The organism is Aeromonas sp. 160P (genome assembly GCF_055193095.1).
The window spans coordinates 1,888,000-1,904,792 of sequence record NZ_JBUXKV010000001.1; the positions used below are offsets into that span (position 1 = coordinate 1,888,000).

The following is a 16,793-nucleotide window of genomic DNA, read 5'->3' on the forward strand; positions in this document are numbered from 1 at the left end:
GGGTTGTCGCCGAAAGGCGCTCATAAAGATAGAGGCTCGACCATAACGAGTCCGCACAAAACTGATACACTTGACTACGAGTCGTCGCGAAAAATAAGGCGGAGTAAATCCGCCAAAAACGGAGTATGGAACATTATGAATTCAAATATCGTCACTGTTGGCAAGAAGATCCGTCAGATCCGCGAAGCGGTTGGTTTGAGCCGTCCGAAGTTTGCTGATCTGCTGGGTGTTCCCCCCACCACGCTGAAGAACTACGAGCTGGGTTATCGTGAAGTGGGTGGCGCCTTCCTGGTTGCCCTGGCTCACCACCCGGATCTGCACAAGTTCACCCTCTGGCTGCTGGCAGACAAAAAAGTCGCCGAAATCGGCCAGATTGGACCGGATGACCTCGCCAAGGCGTGATCATTAATGTGAATAGAAATGCCGCCTGCGGGCGGCATTTTTTTGCCTGAAAATCAGCATCCTGGCGCCTGCATTTTCGTTATCTGTGCTCTATATAGGGCTTTTGCTCAAAAAATCTTGGCAAACCACCACAAACCTCAGAAAATTCCTACCCTCAAAACCCGGTTCATCTCGCATGATGCGAAATAAGTGAGACAAGTATGAGTCAAACCACCCCCAAGGCCCGCGATGGCTTTACCAGCAAGTTCGGCGTGCTCGCCGCCACCTTAGGCTCTGCCGTCGGCCTCGGTAATATCTGGAAATTCCCCTATCTGACCGGTGAAAACGGTGGCGCCAGCTTTTTGCTGGTCTACGTGATCGCGACCCTGCTGGTCGGTTTGCCGGTGATGATCTCCGAGATCATGCTGGGTCGCAAAAGCAAGACTGATGCGGTGACTACCCTCAGCAAGCTGGCACCCAAGGGCCAACCCTGGTGGCTGATTGCGGTGATGGGGGTGCTGGCAGCCTTCCTGATCATGTCTTTTTACTCGGAAGTGGCTGCCTGGGTGTTTGCCTATATCTTCAAGGCGATCGACGGCTCCATTCTCTCCACCGATCCCAAGGTCACCGGCGCTGCATTTGGCGCGCTGATCAGCAACCCGCTGCAGAGCCTGCTGTGGCAGTGGCTGGTACTGGCCCTGATGGGCGGCATCTTGTTGATGGGGGTCTCCAAGGGGATCGAAGCGGTCACCAAGAAGTTGATGCCGGTGCTCTTTATCCTGTTGTTGATCATTGGTGTCCGCAGTTTGACCCTGCCGGGGGCGAGCGAAGGGCTCTCCTTCCTTTTCTCGCCAGATTTTTCCAAGATCACCGCTGGGGTGGTGTTGACCGCCATGGGGCTGGCTTTCTTCAAGCTCTCCATCGGCATGGGCTGCATGATGACTTACGGCAGCTACTTCCGTGATGACCAGAACATTCCGGTCACCGCCTTTCGGGTAATGTGCGCCGACCTGTTCGTCTCCATGCTTGCCGGTATCGCCATCTTTCCGGCGGTGTTTGCCTTCGGGTTCGAGCCGACCGCCGGTCCTTCCCTGCTGTTCATCACCATTCCGGCGGTGTTTGCCAGCATCCCGTTTGGCCATGTGTTCATGGTGCTCTTCTTCGTGCTGTCAGCCATCGCCGCCACCGGCGCCATGCTCTCCATTCTGGAAGTGCCGGTGTCGGTGCTCTCCGAGCGTTTCAAGATGAGCCGCCCCAAGGCGACCCTGATCAACTTGCTGGTGCTGGGGGCGGTCGGTTCCACCTGCGCGCTCTCCAATAACGTGCTGGCTGATGTGCAGATTGCGGGCAAGACCTTCTTCGATCTGTTCGACTACCTCTCCTCCAACATCCTGATGCCGCTGGGCGGTATCTTCCTCTGCCTGTTCGTGGGCTGGGTATGGGGCGAGGAGAAGATGCGCGATGCCCTGAGCAATGGCGGCGAGCTGGCTTTGCCAATCCTCAAGCCACTGTTCTTCATCATCCGTTACGTGTCGCCGCTGCTGATCCTGATCGTGATGCTCAAAGGGTTGGGGCTGTTCTAAGCCTGCCGTTTGGTCATAGCAAAAGAGCGCCGTAAGGCGCTCTTTTTGTTGGTGCGATCGGTGTGAGGGTTACAGTAACCCGAGGCGGCCCAGTTCATCCTTGAGCTGATCGAGGTTGCGCTCGACACAGGCTTCCCCCTCATTGATGGCGTCGCTGGCGCGATGAAAATCCATGATGGATAAGCTGCCAAGGCGCGGGCAGAGCTGAATGTCTGGCGGGTCACCAGCCATGCGGGCACGGGTGATCCGCTCCTGCATGATGTTGATGGCGCCGCTCATCACGCTCCACAGACCGGGCGTGGCGGGGGGCGTCTCCCCTCTATTGAGCCACTGACTGAGCAGGCCGCTGCTGCCCGGTTGATCCGGCTCATCGGTCCAGGGTTGATGCATGTCGGTATTGAGGTTGACCGCAATCACCACCTCGGCCCCCATGGCGCGGGCCAGTGAGATGGGCACCGGATTGACCACGGCGCCATCGACCAGCCAGCGGTCGTTAACCCGGGTCGGGGTCAGGATCCCCGGCATGCCGCAGGAGGCGCGCACCGACTGGCGCAGCGGGCCTTGTTGTAGCCAGATCTCGCGGCCGGTATCGAGTTCGGTGGCGACACAGGCGAAGGGAATGGGCAGGCTCTCGAGAGCGGGGTCTCCCAAATGGCTGGCAGCAAGGCCAAACACCTTTTCGCCGCGAAACAGGCCGCCAGAGAGGGCAGGATCGAGCAGGCTGACCACCTGCAGGCGAGTAAAGCCGCGCACCCATGACTCCAGCCGATCCAGTTCTCCGGCGGCATACGCAGCACCAACAAAGCTGCCGATGGAGCAGCCAGCGATCAAATCTGGTTTGATGCCGAGACGCTCAAGAGCGCGGATGACGCCGATGTGGGCCCATCCTCTGGCGGCGCCGCTCCCGAGAGCGAGCCCTACGCGGGGTTTACGTGGCACGACTTTCCTCCAAAAAGGGATTTGAGGGATCAGCTTACGTCGAGAGTCATCAGGCGTCACCCTGCCATTTTTCGCTGCGGTTGCGGCCGTTGGCCTTGGCCTGATAGAGCGCCTCGTCGGCACGGCGCACCGCCTCCTGAAGCGGGGTGCCATCTGCGTGGGGGTGATAGCCGAGGCTGATGGTCACCGCCAGTGCTGGTTCAATGGCAGCCCAGTCATTATCGGCCACGGCGGTTCTGAGCCGCTCCGCCATGTCGGCGAGCTGCGTTTCGTTGCAATCGTTGACCAGCAGCAAAAACTCTTCGCCGCCCCAGCGGATCAGGCAGTCTTGTTTTCTTAGCTGTTGCTGACAGAGCTGCACCAGCCGGATCAGCACCATATCGCCGACGGCGTGGCCGAAGTTGTCGTTGACCCGTTTGAAGTGATCCGCATCGAACATCAGGATCCCCGGCCGCTGTCGCGTCAGCTCGCCCGACTGCTCCAGTCGCGCCAGATAGTGGCGGTTGAAGGCGCCGGTGAGGGCATCATGACAGGAGAGATAGTTAAGCCGCTGGTTGAGACGATGGGATCTCAGGTTGGAGAGCACCGCCAGCAGCATAAAGAGGATGGCGAGCAGGGGGGGCGCTGACTGGCAGAGCATGGCCCACGCCAGCGGCAGCAGGGTGACGCTGTGTACTAGCCGCAAGGGGGTGTCCGGGATCGCCAGGGTCAGTTGCAATGCCCCCTCCCGCCACTGGTACTCTGCGGTTGGCTCGGTGTTTTTCGGCACCACCGGCTGTTGCGCACTGCTGGCCAACACCTGCTGGTACTGATTGAGCAGCAGATACTTGCCGAGCGCTGGAGTCAGGGTATTGAGTTGCTGCTGCAGGTGCGCCAGCAAGATATCGATGTTGATCATGCCGACCAGGGTGTCGTCTTGGTAGAGAGGCTGCGACAGGGTGATCATGGTGCCAAGGCCCGCGAAATCCTCGTAGGGGCGGGAGATGATGGTCACTTTGGTCGGGTTGGGGGTGGCCAGTGCATCCTGCCAGGCGTGTTTTTCATAGATGTTGTAGGAAAACCGGTACCGACTGGAGGGGACCCAGGGGTAGAGATAGATGAAGTTATCCACCCCGGTGAAATAGACCCAGGCAATCTCGTTGCCCAGGCGTTGGCTGGCGGTGGCCAGCAAGGGGGAGAGGCTCAGGGCCAGATGAATTCGCGCCTCCCGTTCGCTGCCCGGTGGCGGTAGCGGCCCCTCACCGGTGAGGTTACCCGCCAGTCCCGCAGGCAACTCGGCGGGGAGATGATCGAGCACCAGTCCCTGATCAGGCAGTGGTTGAATATGATGGTAGAGCTGGCGGGTCAGCACCGACTGGGGGTCGCTGCGCAGTCGCTCTTCGGCCTGACCGCGCATCGCCTCCAGAAACACCTGGGTCTGTTTGAATTGATCCCGCAAGTGGATGGCGCTGTTGAAGGTGTCGCTTTGGTAGAGGCTCTCTATCTGCTTCAGGCTTTGTCGCAGGATCAGACCCACCAGCAGGATCACCAGCACGAATAACAGCCAGAGAAGACGCGAACGCGAGGAAGAGGTGTGATCTGACAGCATCGGCATAGGCAACATACCCGGTATGGCGAAGGAAATAGCCGTTAGTGTATGCGAGCTGGTCTGAAAAAAAACTGAACCGACCAAGATGCAGTGATCTCGCGCCACGCCTGTTACGTTTTGTCACATTTATACATAGTTACGGCATAGTATGGGGCTAAAATGGCCCCAATCTGGATTTACCTTCCAACTCTTCATGGATCGTTCGATGAAAATGCGTATCTGGCTCGGTGTGGGCCTTTCCTTGATTGTGATTGCTGCTGTCTGGACCATGCGCCACAGCGAACCCGCCGCCAAAGCCCCGGCCAGAGAGGTCAATATTCGTAGCCAAACGGTCGCGCAGAGCCTGGCCGAGCCGACCCTCAAACTGGTGGGCAAGCTGGTTGCCAACAATTCGGTGGTGATCAGCCCCGAGGTGACCGGTCGCATCGTCAAGATTGCGGTGCAGTCGGGTCAGCAGGTCAACCAGGGCGATACCCTGATTGCGCTGGATACCGGCAAGCAGCAGGCGGCGGTGGCCGAGCAGAGTGCCAGCCTGCGCGATGAAAATCGCAAGCTGGGGGAGATGCGTAAACTGGTCGCCCGTGGCGCCGTGACCCAATCGTTGCTGGATGGGCAGGAGGCCATGGTGGCGCAGGTGCAGGCGCGCCTCGATGCCGCCCGTTATGAGCTCTCCCTGCGCACTTTGCGGGCGCCGTTTGCCGGCACCGTGAGCCTGATTGATCTGAGCGAAGGGGCGCTGGTCAACAGCGGCGATACCCTGCTGCATCTGGATGAGATCGACAAACTGCGCCTCGATCTGGCGGTGCCGGAGCGTTACCTCTCCCTGCTGAAGCCGGGCATGGCGGTCACCGCCACCAGTACCGCCTGGCCGGATCAGCACTTTAGCGGCACCCTCACCACCCTCGATAGCCGCGTCTCCAACGATACCCAAAACATCAAGGCGCGGGTGATGATCCCCAATGACAGCGGCCAGTTGCGGCCGGGCATGTTACTCAATGTGGCGCTGGCACTGCCTGCCCAGCAACTCACCCTGATCCCGGCCCAGTCGGTGGAGTATGCTGGTGAGCAGCGTTTTGTTTACCGCCTGGAGGCCGATGGCCGGGTCAAACGGGTGCCTGTGGTGCTCGGTGAGACCGAAGGGGAGACCGTCTGGGTCACCGAGGGGCTCAAAGTCGGCGATCGTATCGTGGTCGAGGGCTTGGTCAATCTGCGTGATGGGGTGCAGGTGCGCGATCTGGCTGAGGTGAACGGCTGATGTGGCTCTCCGATATTTCAGTACGCCGCCCGCTGGTGGCGGTGGTGCTCAGCGCGCTGCTCACCGTGTTCGGGCTGGTGGCTTTTTCCAAGTTGACGGTACGGGAGATGCCCGATGTGCAGACCCCGTCGGTCTCCATCACCACCATGTATGAGGGGGCTGCCCCCTCGGTGATGGAGAGTCAGGTGACTAAACCCATCGAGGATCAACTCTCCGGCATCAGTGGCATCAAGAACATCAACTCCATGACCCGCAAGGGGCGCTCGATGATCACCGTCGAGTTCAAGCTCGGCTGGAACATGGTGGAAGGGGTCTCTGATGTGCGCGATGCCCTCTCCCGGGCGAAGGATAAGCTGCCGGATGATGCCGATGATCCGCTGGTGACCAAAGACAGCGGCAACGGCGATGTGGCTATCTGGCTCAACTTCAGCAGCAGCCAGATGGACCGCACCGCCATGACCGACTACGCCAACCGCGTATTGGTCGACCCCCTGAGTCTGGTGGATGGGGTGAGTGAGGTTGAGCTCTCCGGTGACCTGACTCAGGTGATGTATGTGCGGCTGCGACCCGCGGATATGGCGGCCCGTGGCATCAATGTGACCGATGTGCAGGATGCCCTCAAGCGGGACAATATCGAGCTGCCGGGGGGCGAGATCCGCAACAACAGCATGACCATGGCGGTGCAGATCGCCCGGCTTTACCACACGGCGGAGGATTTCCAGCAGTTGCAGATCCGCGCTGCCGCCAACGGTCAGAGCGTCTATCTGGCCGATATCGCCGATGTGGCGGTGGGGGCCAAGAACGAAGACAGCGCCTATCAGCGCAACGGCAAAGAGAGTCTGGGTATCGGCATCGTCGCCCAGTCCACCGCCAACCCGCTGGCAGTGGCGCAGGGGATCGAGCAGAAGCTCGGCGAGATGCAGCGCTTCCTGCCGGAGGGAGCCAAGCTCGAGGTGGATTACGACTCCACCGTCTTTATCAAGCAGGCCATCGACGAGGTGTACGAGACCCTGGCCATCTGCGCCGTGCTGGTGGTGGCGGTGCTCTATCTGTTCCTCGGACAGGCCCGTACCACCCTTATTCCGGCCATTACGGTGCCGGTATCGCTGATCTCCGCCTTTATCGGCGCCTGGTACTTTGGTTTTTCCATCAACCTCATCACCCTGCTGGCGCTTATTCTCGCCATAGGGCTGGTGGTGGATGACGCCATCGTGGTGGTGGAGAACATCCACCACCATCTGCAGCGGGGCGAACCGCCGCTGCTGGCCGCCTGGCACGGCACCCGCGAGGTGGGCTTTGCGGTGATCGCCACCACCGCCGTGCTGGTGATGGTGTTTGTCCCCATCGCCTTTATGGATGGCATGGTGGGGCGGCTCTTTACCGAGTTTGCGATCCTGCTCTCGCTCGCCGTGCTCTGCTCCTCGCTGGTGGCACTGACCCTGACCCCCGCCATGGGATCCTGGCTGATGCGCCCGCTGGATAAGCCGAATCGGCTGACCGCCGGGCTCGATCGTGGCATGGGCTGGCTGGAGGAGATCTATCGCCAGCTGCTGGCGTGGGTATTGCGCCGCTCCCGTTGGATGCCGCTGCTGTTGCTGCTCTGCCTTGGTGGCATTGGCGCGCTGTTTAGCCAGATCCCCAACAGTCTGACCCCCACCGAGGATCGCGGGGTGGTGTTCGTCTTCGTCAAGGGGGCCGAGGGCACCAGCATAGAGCGGATGAAGCGCAACATGCAGCAGGTGGAGTCCGCCATCATGCCGATGCTGGGGGAAGGGGTGGTACAGGCGCTCAGCTTCAGTACCCCTGCCTTTGGCCGCGGTGGCGATCAGACCGGCATGGCGATCATCCAGCTCACCGACTGGGCCGCGCGGGATATCACCGCCAGTGAGTTTGCCCGCACCCTGGGGGGCAAGCTGTCAGGTATTCCTGATGTGATGATCCGTCCCTTTATGCCGGGTTTTCGTGGTGGGTCCACTGCGCCGGTGCAGTTTGTGCTGCAGGGTAACGACTATGGCGAGCTCTACCTGCAGGGACTTGAACTGCAAAAGGCGGCGCTGGCCAGCGGCCTGATGCTGAGCCCGGATCTGGACTATGCCGAGAAGACCCCCGAGCTGCAGGTGACCATCAATCGCGACAGCGCCAGCCAGCTTGGCATTCCGGTCTCCACCGTCGCCAACACCTTGCAGGCGATGTTGGGCGGGGTGAGCAAGACAACTTACGTGGACAGAGGCGAGGAGTATGACGTTTATCTGCGTGGCAACCAGACCGAGTTCAACGGCATCTCGGATCTTGGCCGTATCTACCTGAAAGCCGCCAACGGCGAGATGGTGAGCCTCTCGACCCTGGCCACCGTCAAACAGGTGGCGACCGCCAACCGTCTCAACCACTATCAGCGGCAGAAGGCGATTACCCTGACGGCCGATGTGCACCCCGACCACACCCTCGGTGAGGCCCTCGATTTTCTCGATGGCTGGGCCAACACCAATTTGCCGACCGGCATGACGGTGGATTACGCCGGTGATTCCAAGGATTACCGCGACAATCAGGGGGAGATGGCGCTGGTGTTTGGCCTCGCCCTGCTGGTGGTCTATCTGGTGCTGGTGGCCCAGTTCGAGAGCACCCTGACCCCGGCGGTGGTGATGATGACGGTGCCGCTCGGCATCTTCGGTGGTCTGCTGGGCCTCTGGCTAACGGGGCAGGAGATGAGCATCTACAGCCAGATTGGGATGATCATGCTGATCGGCATGGTGACCAAGAACGGCATCTTGATCGTCGAGTTCATCAACCAGCTGCGCCAGCGGGGGGAATCGTTCGAGGAGGCGATCATCGCCGGTTCGGTGCGCCGGCTGCGGCCGATCCTGATGACCTCCCTCACTGCCATTATCGGTGCGGTGCCGCTGATGCTCTCCATGGGGGCGGGCTACGAGAGCCGGATGGCGGTGGGTACAGTGGTGTTCTTCGGGCTGTCGTTGGCAACCTTGGTCACCCTGCTGGTGGTGCCCGCCATCTACCATCTGCTGGCGCGCCACGCTGGTATGACAGGGGCGCGGGATCAGCAGGTTGACGAAGCGCTGGCCGCCAAAGGGGCAGGGGAGTCGCACCCTCCGCTGCTCTGACCTCAATCCTGACTTGAACCCAAGCGGGGCCAGTTGTCAGCCTTATCATCACAAGGGCGCCTGCGGGCGCCCTTGCTATTGCTGGCGGCGGCCTATTCCGTGGGATCTATAGGGACAAAAAGCCATCGCTCCCCTTGGCCGCAACCGGTATAATGCGCGACCCGAATTTTTCCAGGTGTTCAAAATGCAGCCGGTACCCAACCTTTTCTCCTATCCCCGCTATTGGGCCGAGTGCTACGGCACGGCGCCCTTCCTGCCCATGTCCCGCAAAGAGATGGACAAGCTGGGTTGGGACAGCTGCGACGTCATTCTGGTGACCGGGGATGCCTATGTGGATCACCCGAGCTTCGGCATGGCGGTGATTGGCCGCATGCTCGAATCCCAGGGTTTTCGGGTCGGCATCATCGCCCAGCCGGACTGGTCATCGAAGGATGACTTTATGCGCCTTGGCAAACCGAACCTCTTCTTCGGGGTGACTGCGGGCAACATGGACTCCATGATCAACCGCTACACCTCCGACAAGAAGCTGCGCCACGACGACGCCTACACCCCGGGGGATGTGGGCGGCAAGCGGCCGGACAGAGCCACCCTGGTCTATACCCAGCGCTGCAAAGAGGCGTTCAAAGAGGTGCCGGTGCTGATTGGCGGCATCGAGGCATCCCTGCGCCGCATCGCCCACTACGACTACTGGTCAGAGACCATTCGCCGTTCCATCCTGCTCGATGCCAAGGCCGATATCCTGATTTACGGCAACGCCGAGCGTCCGCTGATCGAGGTGGCCCACCGCATCGCAGCGGGGGAGAGCATCGACACCATGCAGGATATTCGCGGCACCGCGGTGATCCGCAAGGAGCCGCTGCCGGGTTGGAAAGGAGTGGATTCAAGCAAGCTCGACCAGATTGGCCGCATCGATCCCATCATGAACCCCTATATGGAAGGGGCGCCCTGCTCGGACGACGCCACCGAAGCGGCCCCTGCCGCCCAAGAGGCCCAGCCGGTGCTGGTGCAGCCGCCCAAGCCCAAGCCGTGGGAGCTGACCTACGTCAAGCTGCCGGCGTTCGAGCGGGTCAAAGAGGACAAGGTGCTCTATGCCCACGCCTCGCGCATTCTGCACCACGAGACCAACCCCGGCTGCGCCCGCGCCCTGTCGCAGGCCCACGGTGATCGCATCATCTGGGTCAACCCGCCCGCCTTCCCGCTCGAAACCGACGAGATGGATGGCGTGTTCGGCCTGCCCTACCAGCGGGTGCCGCACCCGGCCTATGGCAACGAGAAGATCCCGGCTTTCGAGATGATCAAGACCTCGGTCAACATCATGCGCGGCTGCTTTGGCGGCTGCTCCTTCTGCTCCATCACCGAACACGAAGGGCGCATCATCCAGAGCCGTTCGGAAGAGTCGATCTTGAAAGAAATTGAAGATATCCGCGACAAGGTGCCCGGCTTTACCGGCGTTATCTCGGATCTCGGCGGCCCCACCGCCAACATGTACAAGCTGCGCTGCCAGAGCCCCAAGGCCGAGCAGACCTGTCGTCGTGCCTCCTGTGTCTGGCCCACCATCTGCGCCCACATGGACACCGACCACACCCCGACCATCAACCTCTATCGCAAGGCGCGTGACCTCAAGGGGATCAAGAAGATCCTCATCGCCTCCGGCGTGCGTTACGACATCGCGGTAGAAGATCCCCGTTATATCAAGGAGCTGGCCAAGTACCACGTCGGCGGCTACCTCAAGATCGCGCCGGAACACACCGAGGAGGGGCCGCTCTCCAAGATGATGAAGCCGGGCATGGGCAGCTACTACCAGTTCAAGGAGCTGTTCGACAAATACTCGAAAGAGGCGGGCAAGCAGCAGTACCTGATCCCCTACTTCATCTCCGCCCACCCGGGCACTACCGATGAAGACATGGTGAATATGGCGCTGTGGGTTAAAGAGAACCGCTTCAAGCTCGATCAGGTGCAGAACTTCTACCCGTCGCCGCTGGCCAACGCCACCACCATGTATTACACCGAGAAAAACCCACTCAACAAGGTGAGCCGCACCGGTGGCGATGTGTTCGTGGTCAAGGGTGAGCGCCGTCGCCGCCTGCACAAGGCGCTGCTGCGCTACCACGATCCGGCCGGTTGGCCGATGATCCGCGAAGCCCTGCTCGCCATGGGCAAGGGCCACCTGATCGGCAACGGCCCCGGCTGTCTGGTGCCAGCGGAAGGGCGTGGTGAGGCGGTGGCCTCGCGCAGCACCAACAAGGGGCTAAAACCGGCCCTGACCCGCCATAGCAACATCAGTCACCAACGTGGCAATGGTGGTAATGGCACGGGTAACAAGGGGACTGGCGGCCAGAGCAACGGACGTGGTAACAGTGCCGCCCGCAGCGAGGCTGGCGCAGCTAATGCCCCGGCGGCCAGCAAACATGGCGGCAAGGCGGGCAATGGCAAACCTGTGGGTGGCCAGTTGCAGAAAGGGGCAGGCAACGGCAAGCCTGCCGCTCCAGATGCTAAACCGACAGGGCAGGGGAAACCCGCTCACAAGGGCAAGGCGCCGACCCGCGCTGGCTCTGTCAAGCCGGGCGCCAAACCCGCCACTCAAGGCAGCAAGCCTGCGGCCAAAGGGAATGGTGCCAAGCGACCGGCACGGTAATGCCAATCAGTTAAAGATCTATTGACCGCTCCTCCTGATGTGTAAAAATCCGAAACCTATTGATTGGTTTCGGATTTTTTATGCGTATCTAACAGGCTCTCGACTTCCTTCATGCCAGCAATGCTGCCCAGTTTGAGCCACTCTCCGACTTCATTCCCTCTGCGCTCATTATCGACCGGCTCGGTGAGGAGGGCGTTGCCAACCTGCGCCGTCGCCATATACCCATGGAACTGCGGGTCTGGGCCATCATCGGCATGGCCATGTTCCACCACGTCCCCATGGCTCAGCTGGTCAATCAGCTCGATATCCTGCTGCCTAGTGAGACCGCCTATCCGCAGGTACGCATGCTTTGTCAGATGGAGCTGACCAGTCACCTGCTCACCCAGGCCGTCATGGAGAGCTGCGCCGTTAACGAGATGGTGCTGGCCGAGCTGCTCATTGAACTCTTGGGTGTTGAGCATCACCTCGCGCACCCGCGCCGCGTTCTCCTTGTCGGCGACTTCTGCCCAGCGCGGGATCCCCCCTTCGCAATCTACATAATGAGGCTGCATTGAATTCTCGTATGAGGCACAATATGGGCTGCAATATTGATTGTCTGACTCCATTTGGAGTCCCTTGGTTTGTGGATACTTTCTCAATGGTAAGGCGATTGGATATCTGGATAAGAGAGCCTGTCTTTTGCTGAAATATTCCCGAGGAGAAACGGTATTGCCTAGGAAAACAGCCTAAAAAACTTAAATAAAAATAACTGGTTGTCTATTGAGCGTTCTGAGCATGTTGCGACCGCACGTGGTGTGTTGGTGATTTTTCGCCCAACTCAATATTAAGACCAGTCCCGATGATATTCCGGGTGTGCCGGTATTTATCATGGAATTGTTTATCAACGCGCTACTCAGTGTTTTGTCTACTGACTCGCGGTGATTTGAGGGACTGGCAATAAATCTTGCTATTCAGGTAAACATAACAAAAAAAGGGATAAGTAATGATTAGGATGCCTATAGATAGGCCAACAGTGCTGGCGATGGCCATAACCTTGTCCGTGACAGGGTGTGCAACCATCGACAAGCAAGTGGCTGAGAGTGATAGCTGGGTAAGCTGTGCCGGTGGTGGCTTGCTCGGCGCTCTTGCTGGAGCGGCGATCGGTGCCACCCAAGGTGGTAGCGACAAGGTGCTCCTCGGCGCTGTTGCCGGTGCCGCTGTGGGGTGTGGTGGCGGCCTTTGGTACAAAGACCGAGTTGATCGGTTGCAAAAAATAGCCAAGGAAGAAGGTTTAAAAATGCAGGTACGCGAACTGCAAGTGGCTGCCGTTCAGGAGCAACAGAAACCGAAAGATGAATCTTCTACAGCTGTGGGACTTGAAGCGTCTATAGAGTACGCCGAGATGTTCCCGGTCGGTTCTGCCAACTTAACCACCGAGGGCCACCGGAAAATGACCCGTGTGGCGCAAGAGTTTGCCAGCAAACGGGAAGAACAGTCCAAGCTCCCCGAGAATCAACGTAGAAAGGTGTTGGTGGTCGGCCATACCGATTCTGCTGGTGCTGCTCAGTTCAATCAGCGCCTTTCTGAGGAACGAGCTCGGGCCATGGGCCAGATATTGGCTGCTGCCGGTGTGCCTCGTAGCGATATCTACTACCAGGGGGCAGGCTCTTCCCGACCAATTGCCAGCAACGACAACGAAGATGGTAGGGCACAGAACCGCAGGGTCGAGTTGGTCGAGGTGCAAAATGAGGCCTTGCTGGTCAAGCGTGTGAGTGAGGAACGTGCCAGTCCCAAATATTTAGCTCATGGTACCGGTTCTGCGAGTAAGGTCGCATTGGCTTCCACTACCACAGCTGTGACCCAAAAGACGATGAAGGCTGAAACAACACCAGCTAAGTCTGCTAACGCTACCGAGTCGACGACTACAGCTACAGCTACAGCTCCCCTCAATGATAAGCCGGTCGCTCAGCCTAAGTCGGGTGACGTTCTCTCCCCTTCATCGACCGCCAGTGAATCTGTAGCGATCAAACTGGCCGGCAAGGGAACTATCGACTTTGGTGGTCATCTGGTTGCCGACAGTTCCTCACCGCTGACCGGCAGCATTGCGCCAAAAACCCCTACCTTCTCCATTATCACTCCGGCTTACGCCAGTGCACCTATCAGTTCTTGCATAGGGGATATGCCCCGGGTCGAGGGCCAGGTTAAGAATCTGGCGAATGGCCAACCGTTGGCGGAACATTCTACCGAAGAATACTTCCCTGGCCTCAATGGTAAACCATGGGTCGCCGCTGTGAATGGTCATGTGGCCTCGGTGGGGCCGGTTGCGGTACTGCGTGACGAAGCGAAAGTGGCTAAGCAGCCCGCCATGCAGTTCATCCCGGACTACAAGAAATCCAAAAAGCAGACCGCCAAGATTGAATCGGTCGCCAATACCTATGAAGGGGAGACTCAAATCCTCTATCGGGTATTTGCCGTTAATCAGGCCGCTTCGCCAGTGTCGTGCATGGACGTTGTGTTCGACAAACGATCTGGTGCTGCGGTTGCGGGCGAAATTTACTATCCGAAGCAGGGTGATGCCTATGTGGCCCAATACCTGCCCAAGCGTCGTTAAGGGAATTAGACATGTTTGAAAACATCATTCACGCCCTGTCGGGTGCCTGGCACATCATCAGTCTGGTGATCGGCCTGATGGTTGCGGTCGTGACCACCATCGTTTATTGGTACGAAGTAAAATACTGGCACATGGAGATGCGGCTGCGGTTGCCATGGATTGGCCGCATTGCAGTTTGGACCAGAATGCCGGGTAAAAACGAGGAGAGGTCTGAGGACAACCCCAATGCAGTCGGCTTCAATGCCGGTGAGAAAGGGGTGTGCGGTGCGTATCAAACCTATTACTCAGAGCATCAGCCATCAGAAGAGAATTTCAAGCGCAACCTGGATTATCTGGGCAAAGCAGACGAGGCGGACCGGTCTGAAAAGGGATTGGGTATCTGGCTGCTCATGATCGTCCTGATGGTGATTGAAGCATCAGCCTTTGGCTATGCGTTGGCACCGTTTGCCCTTACTATGGCAACCCCCAACACGGCCATTGTCGGCGCGTTCTTCCTGGGCTTGGTTATCTCCATTATCGCTTTGGTTCTGTCCGAGTTTGCAGGCCGTCAACTCTACCGCAACGGGGTAGTGAACAAGATCCTCTCCTACGAGTCGATTCGTGATGGGGCAGACATGACAAAGACGCTCAACGCGACTATCGACAATACCTATGACGACAATGAGGCTAAACCCTTCCAACAATTGCTGAACCGGATCAATGTGCCGCTCGATAAATACGGGCAGCCACAGCGCCGGTTCTCGATTATTGCTGGGTATGGGATCTTTATCGTAGGGCTGGCTATCGCTGCATTTTGGGTTCGAACCGAAACCCTGAACCAGCAGGAAGCTATGTTGGTTGAGAATCCGACATCCGTCGTCCAGAGTGCCGATGATTTCCCTGTTGCATCTGGCGAGGAGGAGATCCCTTTGCCTACTGACATGGCCGAGTTGTCAATTAATAGCAGCCAGAAGTCAGCGCAAGACCAGATTGATGCGATGCACCGCGCCTCGTTGGTGACCTTTGCGGTGCTGTCTGGTTTGTTCTGCTTTATCCAGTTCGCCTCTACCTACCTTGCTTTCCGTCACGGCTTCGCTGGTACCTACTCACGTCGTGCCTGGGAGTTGACCCACAAGTACAACAGTGCTGACGAGTTTGTCCGTCACCACAAGGCCAAAGCTGCCACCATTGCTCAAGATGCCCAATCTTCTTTGGTGAAGTTGCAGTCGTTGCAGGACAAGGTGTTCAGGGTGAACGGTAAGACGAAGGACGACCTGAGTCATAACAAAGACAGTCGCACCTTCCTGCGCTATGTGGAAGAGCAGGCGATCATTGAGCATAACCAGAAAAACCGGGCGATCGGCCAGCATAGTACCGATCTGCTCACCGATTACGTCGCCAAGACCATAACGGATTTGAAGGCCGCGATAAACGCTAAGGATAACGAGAAGATCTGGGCGATCACTGATGTTGCTGGCCCCCGGTTCGCCGCGATCAATAATCCTGCGTTGATGGCTCAAAAGGCGACGTTCAATGAACTGGTGGCTGTCTTTGGTGCGAGACCTACAGTGGCACAGCCACAAGTTGTTGCTCAATCCTATCAACCGGTTCCGCTCGCAGCCACATCAGTACCATCAGCTGAATCGGTAGCACCAGTGGCTGACATGGCACAGGTGACCCAGACCATCGAAGCACCAAAGGCGCATTCCGAGGGAGAAAGGGTGGCAGGTTTCGATCCTCATGCTTGGGGCGATCTTACTCAATTTGAAGCTGACGACATGGACTATGTCGCTAAGAAGAAGGGCGTGTCTGTGGACGACCTTAAACGAGCACGTCGATTGCAAATGCTCGACAAAGTGGAGGCGTGATGAAACCACAGATCCTTCTGGCGCTGATGTTGATGCTTCCTGCGACAGTGATGGCAGCAGAACGCAACGACCTGAGCAGTTGCTATCAACAGGCTAGGATTATCGAGTTCAAGCCAGCGCCCTCGGGCCGCATGTTGTCGGTTGTGGTGGATCAGACCACGCCGCTCACGTCGGATCTGCAGCGCACCGCCTGGGAGCATATCAAGCGATTCCTGCAGCCGGGCGATCAGTTGCGCTTGTACTCCTTTTCCGCCTATTTGGAAGGCCACTACATGCAGCTCAAATATGCAGGCCAGCTAGATAAAGGGCTTGACCAATCGCAACTGGGTGATGTGCCGATGATGAACGCCAAGAAGCTCGATCAATGTCTTGCTGCTCAACCCAAAGTTATGTTGCAACAATTTGGTAAGCAGTTTGTTCAAACCATGGGCAAATCCTCGACAGATATCCCGCGCAGCGAGATCCTGTTTAGCCTCAAGGCGGTGAGCGACGATATCCGAGCGGCTGAGGGCGTGAAGGATAACGTCATTCTGCTGATGTCTGACATGCTGGAATACAGTGACTTTGGTAGTTTCTATCAATCCAAAGGGATCCGTGATATTTCGCCTTCAGTGGAGCTAGCCAAGGTCGAAAAGGCTAATCTGGTTGCTGACTTCAACGGTGCAAGGGTTTATGTGCATGGGGCGGCCTTTGTGCCTACCGATACAAAAAACGGTTATCGGAGTGGCAAGATGATCCAGAATCTAGAATCCTTCTGGAGCCAATATTTCCAACGTTCTAACGGCCAGCTCATAGCATTTGGGCATCCAGAGCTGACGGTCTCTGTGCAGTAACGGCCTCACAGCATTAAGCTGGTAGG

Annotated in this window: 10 protein-coding genes and 1 pseudogene; 9 read left to right on the forward strand and 2 right to left on the reverse strand. The window is 58.4% G+C overall.

Going from position 1 to position 16,793, the window contains the following annotated elements:
- Nucleotides 1-135 precede the first annotated feature (135 nt).
- Both ACY8FN_RS08965 and ACY8FN_RS08970 read left to right on the forward strand, forming a co-directional pair.
- Complete coding sequence (locus ACY8FN_RS08965; RefSeq protein WP_005338367.1) at nucleotides 136-402, forward strand: helix-turn-helix domain-containing protein; 267 nt, start codon at nucleotides 136-138, stop codon at nucleotides 400-402.
- 200 nt (nucleotides 403-602) lie between these two features.
- Nucleotides 603-1,964: a sodium-dependent transporter gene (locus ACY8FN_RS08970; protein WP_101325378.1), complete on the forward strand. Its 1,362-nt coding sequence runs from the start codon at nucleotides 603-605 to the stop codon at nucleotides 1,962-1,964.
- 69 nt (nucleotides 1,965-2,033) lie between these two features.
- Here ACY8FN_RS08970 and ACY8FN_RS08975 read toward each other — a convergent pair whose 3' ends face one another.
- Both ACY8FN_RS08975 and ACY8FN_RS08980 read right to left on the reverse strand, forming a co-directional pair.
- Nucleotides 2,034-2,903, reverse strand: coding sequence for a patatin-like phospholipase family protein (locus tag ACY8FN_RS08975; protein ID WP_463099794.1), 870 nt, complete (start codon nucleotides 2,901-2,903; stop codon nucleotides 2,034-2,036).
- A gap of 49 nt (nucleotides 2,904-2,952) precedes the next feature.
- Entirely contained in the window at nucleotides 2,953-4,497 is a 1,545-nt protein-coding gene (locus tag ACY8FN_RS08980) for a sensor domain-containing diguanylate cyclase (RefSeq protein WP_463099795.1), read from the reverse strand.
- A gap of 199 nt (nucleotides 4,498-4,696) precedes the next feature.
- On the opposite strand from ACY8FN_RS08980, the gene ACY8FN_RS08985 reads away from it, so the two are divergent.
- The 7 genes and pseudogenes from ACY8FN_RS08985 to ACY8FN_RS09015 all read left to right on the forward strand — a co-directional run bounded on the left by ACY8FN_RS08985 (nucleotide 4,697) and on the right by ACY8FN_RS09015 (nucleotide 16,767).
- Complete coding sequence (locus ACY8FN_RS08985) at nucleotides 4,697-5,746, forward strand: efflux RND transporter periplasmic adaptor subunit (protein ID WP_162515498.1); 1,050 nt, start codon at nucleotides 4,697-4,699, stop codon at nucleotides 5,744-5,746.
- Entirely contained in the window at nucleotides 5,746-8,862 is a 3,117-nt protein-coding gene (locus ACY8FN_RS08990) for an efflux RND transporter permease subunit (protein ID WP_463099796.1), read from the forward strand. Before ACY8FN_RS08985 ends, ACY8FN_RS08990 begins: the two co-directional genes overlap by 1 nt.
- A 184-nt stretch (nucleotides 8,863-9,046) precedes the next feature.
- Entirely contained in the window at nucleotides 9,047-11,497 is a 2,451-nt protein-coding gene (locus tag ACY8FN_RS08995) for a YgiQ family radical SAM protein (protein WP_463099797.1), read from the forward strand.
- Between the two features lie 92 nt (nucleotides 11,498-11,589).
- A pseudogene (locus ACY8FN_RS09000) lies at nucleotides 11,590-11,937 on the forward strand (transposase domain-containing protein); the annotation flags it as partial.
- A 581-nt stretch (nucleotides 11,938-12,518) separates the two neighbouring features.
- Nucleotides 12,519-14,087 carry an OmpA family protein gene (locus ACY8FN_RS09005; RefSeq protein ID WP_162517245.1) on the forward strand — a complete coding sequence of 523 codons (1,569 nt, stop codon included), beginning with the start codon at nucleotides 12,519-12,521 and terminating at the stop codon, nucleotides 14,085-14,087.
- An 11-nt stretch (nucleotides 14,088-14,098) separates the two neighbouring features.
- Nucleotides 14,099-15,934, forward strand: coding sequence for a hypothetical protein (locus ACY8FN_RS09010; RefSeq protein WP_463099798.1), 1,836 nt, complete (start codon nucleotides 14,099-14,101; stop codon nucleotides 15,932-15,934).
- Nucleotides 15,934-16,767, forward strand: a complete 834-nt coding sequence (locus ACY8FN_RS09015) for a hypothetical protein (protein WP_463099799.1) — start codon at nucleotides 15,934-15,936, stop codon at nucleotides 16,765-16,767. The genes ACY8FN_RS09010 and ACY8FN_RS09015 overlap by 1 nt, the downstream gene beginning before the upstream one ends.
- The last annotated feature ends 26 nt before the right edge of the window (nucleotides 16,768-16,793 follow it).

What these genes read in the sequence shown, in the direction of transcription:
- ACY8FN_RS08990 (WP_463099796.1), top strand. Translation starts at nt 5,746, where the DNA reads ATGTGGCTCTCCGATATTTCAGTACGCCGCCCGCTGGTGGCGGTGGTG.
- ACY8FN_RS08980 (WP_463099795.1), bottom strand. Translation starts at nt 4,497, where the DNA reads ATGCCGATGCTGTCAGATCACACCTCTTCCTCGCGTTCGCGTCTTCTC.
- ACY8FN_RS09005 (WP_162517245.1), top strand. Translation starts at nt 12,519, where the DNA reads ATGGCCATAACCTTGTCCGTGACAGGGTGTGCAACCATCGACAAGCAA.
- ACY8FN_RS08970 (WP_101325378.1), top strand. Translation starts at nt 603, where the DNA reads ATGAGTCAAACCACCCCCAAGGCCCGCGATGGCTTTACCAGCAAGTTC.
- ACY8FN_RS08965 (WP_005338367.1), top strand. Translation starts at nt 136, where the DNA reads ATGAATTCAAATATCGTCACTGTTGGCAAGAAGATCCGTCAGATCCGC.
- ACY8FN_RS08995 (WP_463099797.1), top strand. Translation starts at nt 9,047, where the DNA reads ATGCAGCCGGTACCCAACCTTTTCTCCTATCCCCGCTATTGGGCCGAG.
- ACY8FN_RS09015 (WP_463099799.1), top strand. Translation starts at nt 15,934, where the DNA reads ATGAAACCACAGATCCTTCTGGCGCTGATGTTGATGCTTCCTGCGACA.
- ACY8FN_RS09010 (WP_463099798.1), top strand. Translation starts at nt 14,099, where the DNA reads ATGTTTGAAAACATCATTCACGCCCTGTCGGGTGCCTGGCACATCATC.
- ACY8FN_RS08985 (WP_162515498.1), top strand. Translation starts at nt 4,697, where the DNA reads ATGAAAATGCGTATCTGGCTCGGTGTGGGCCTTTCCTTGATTGTGATT.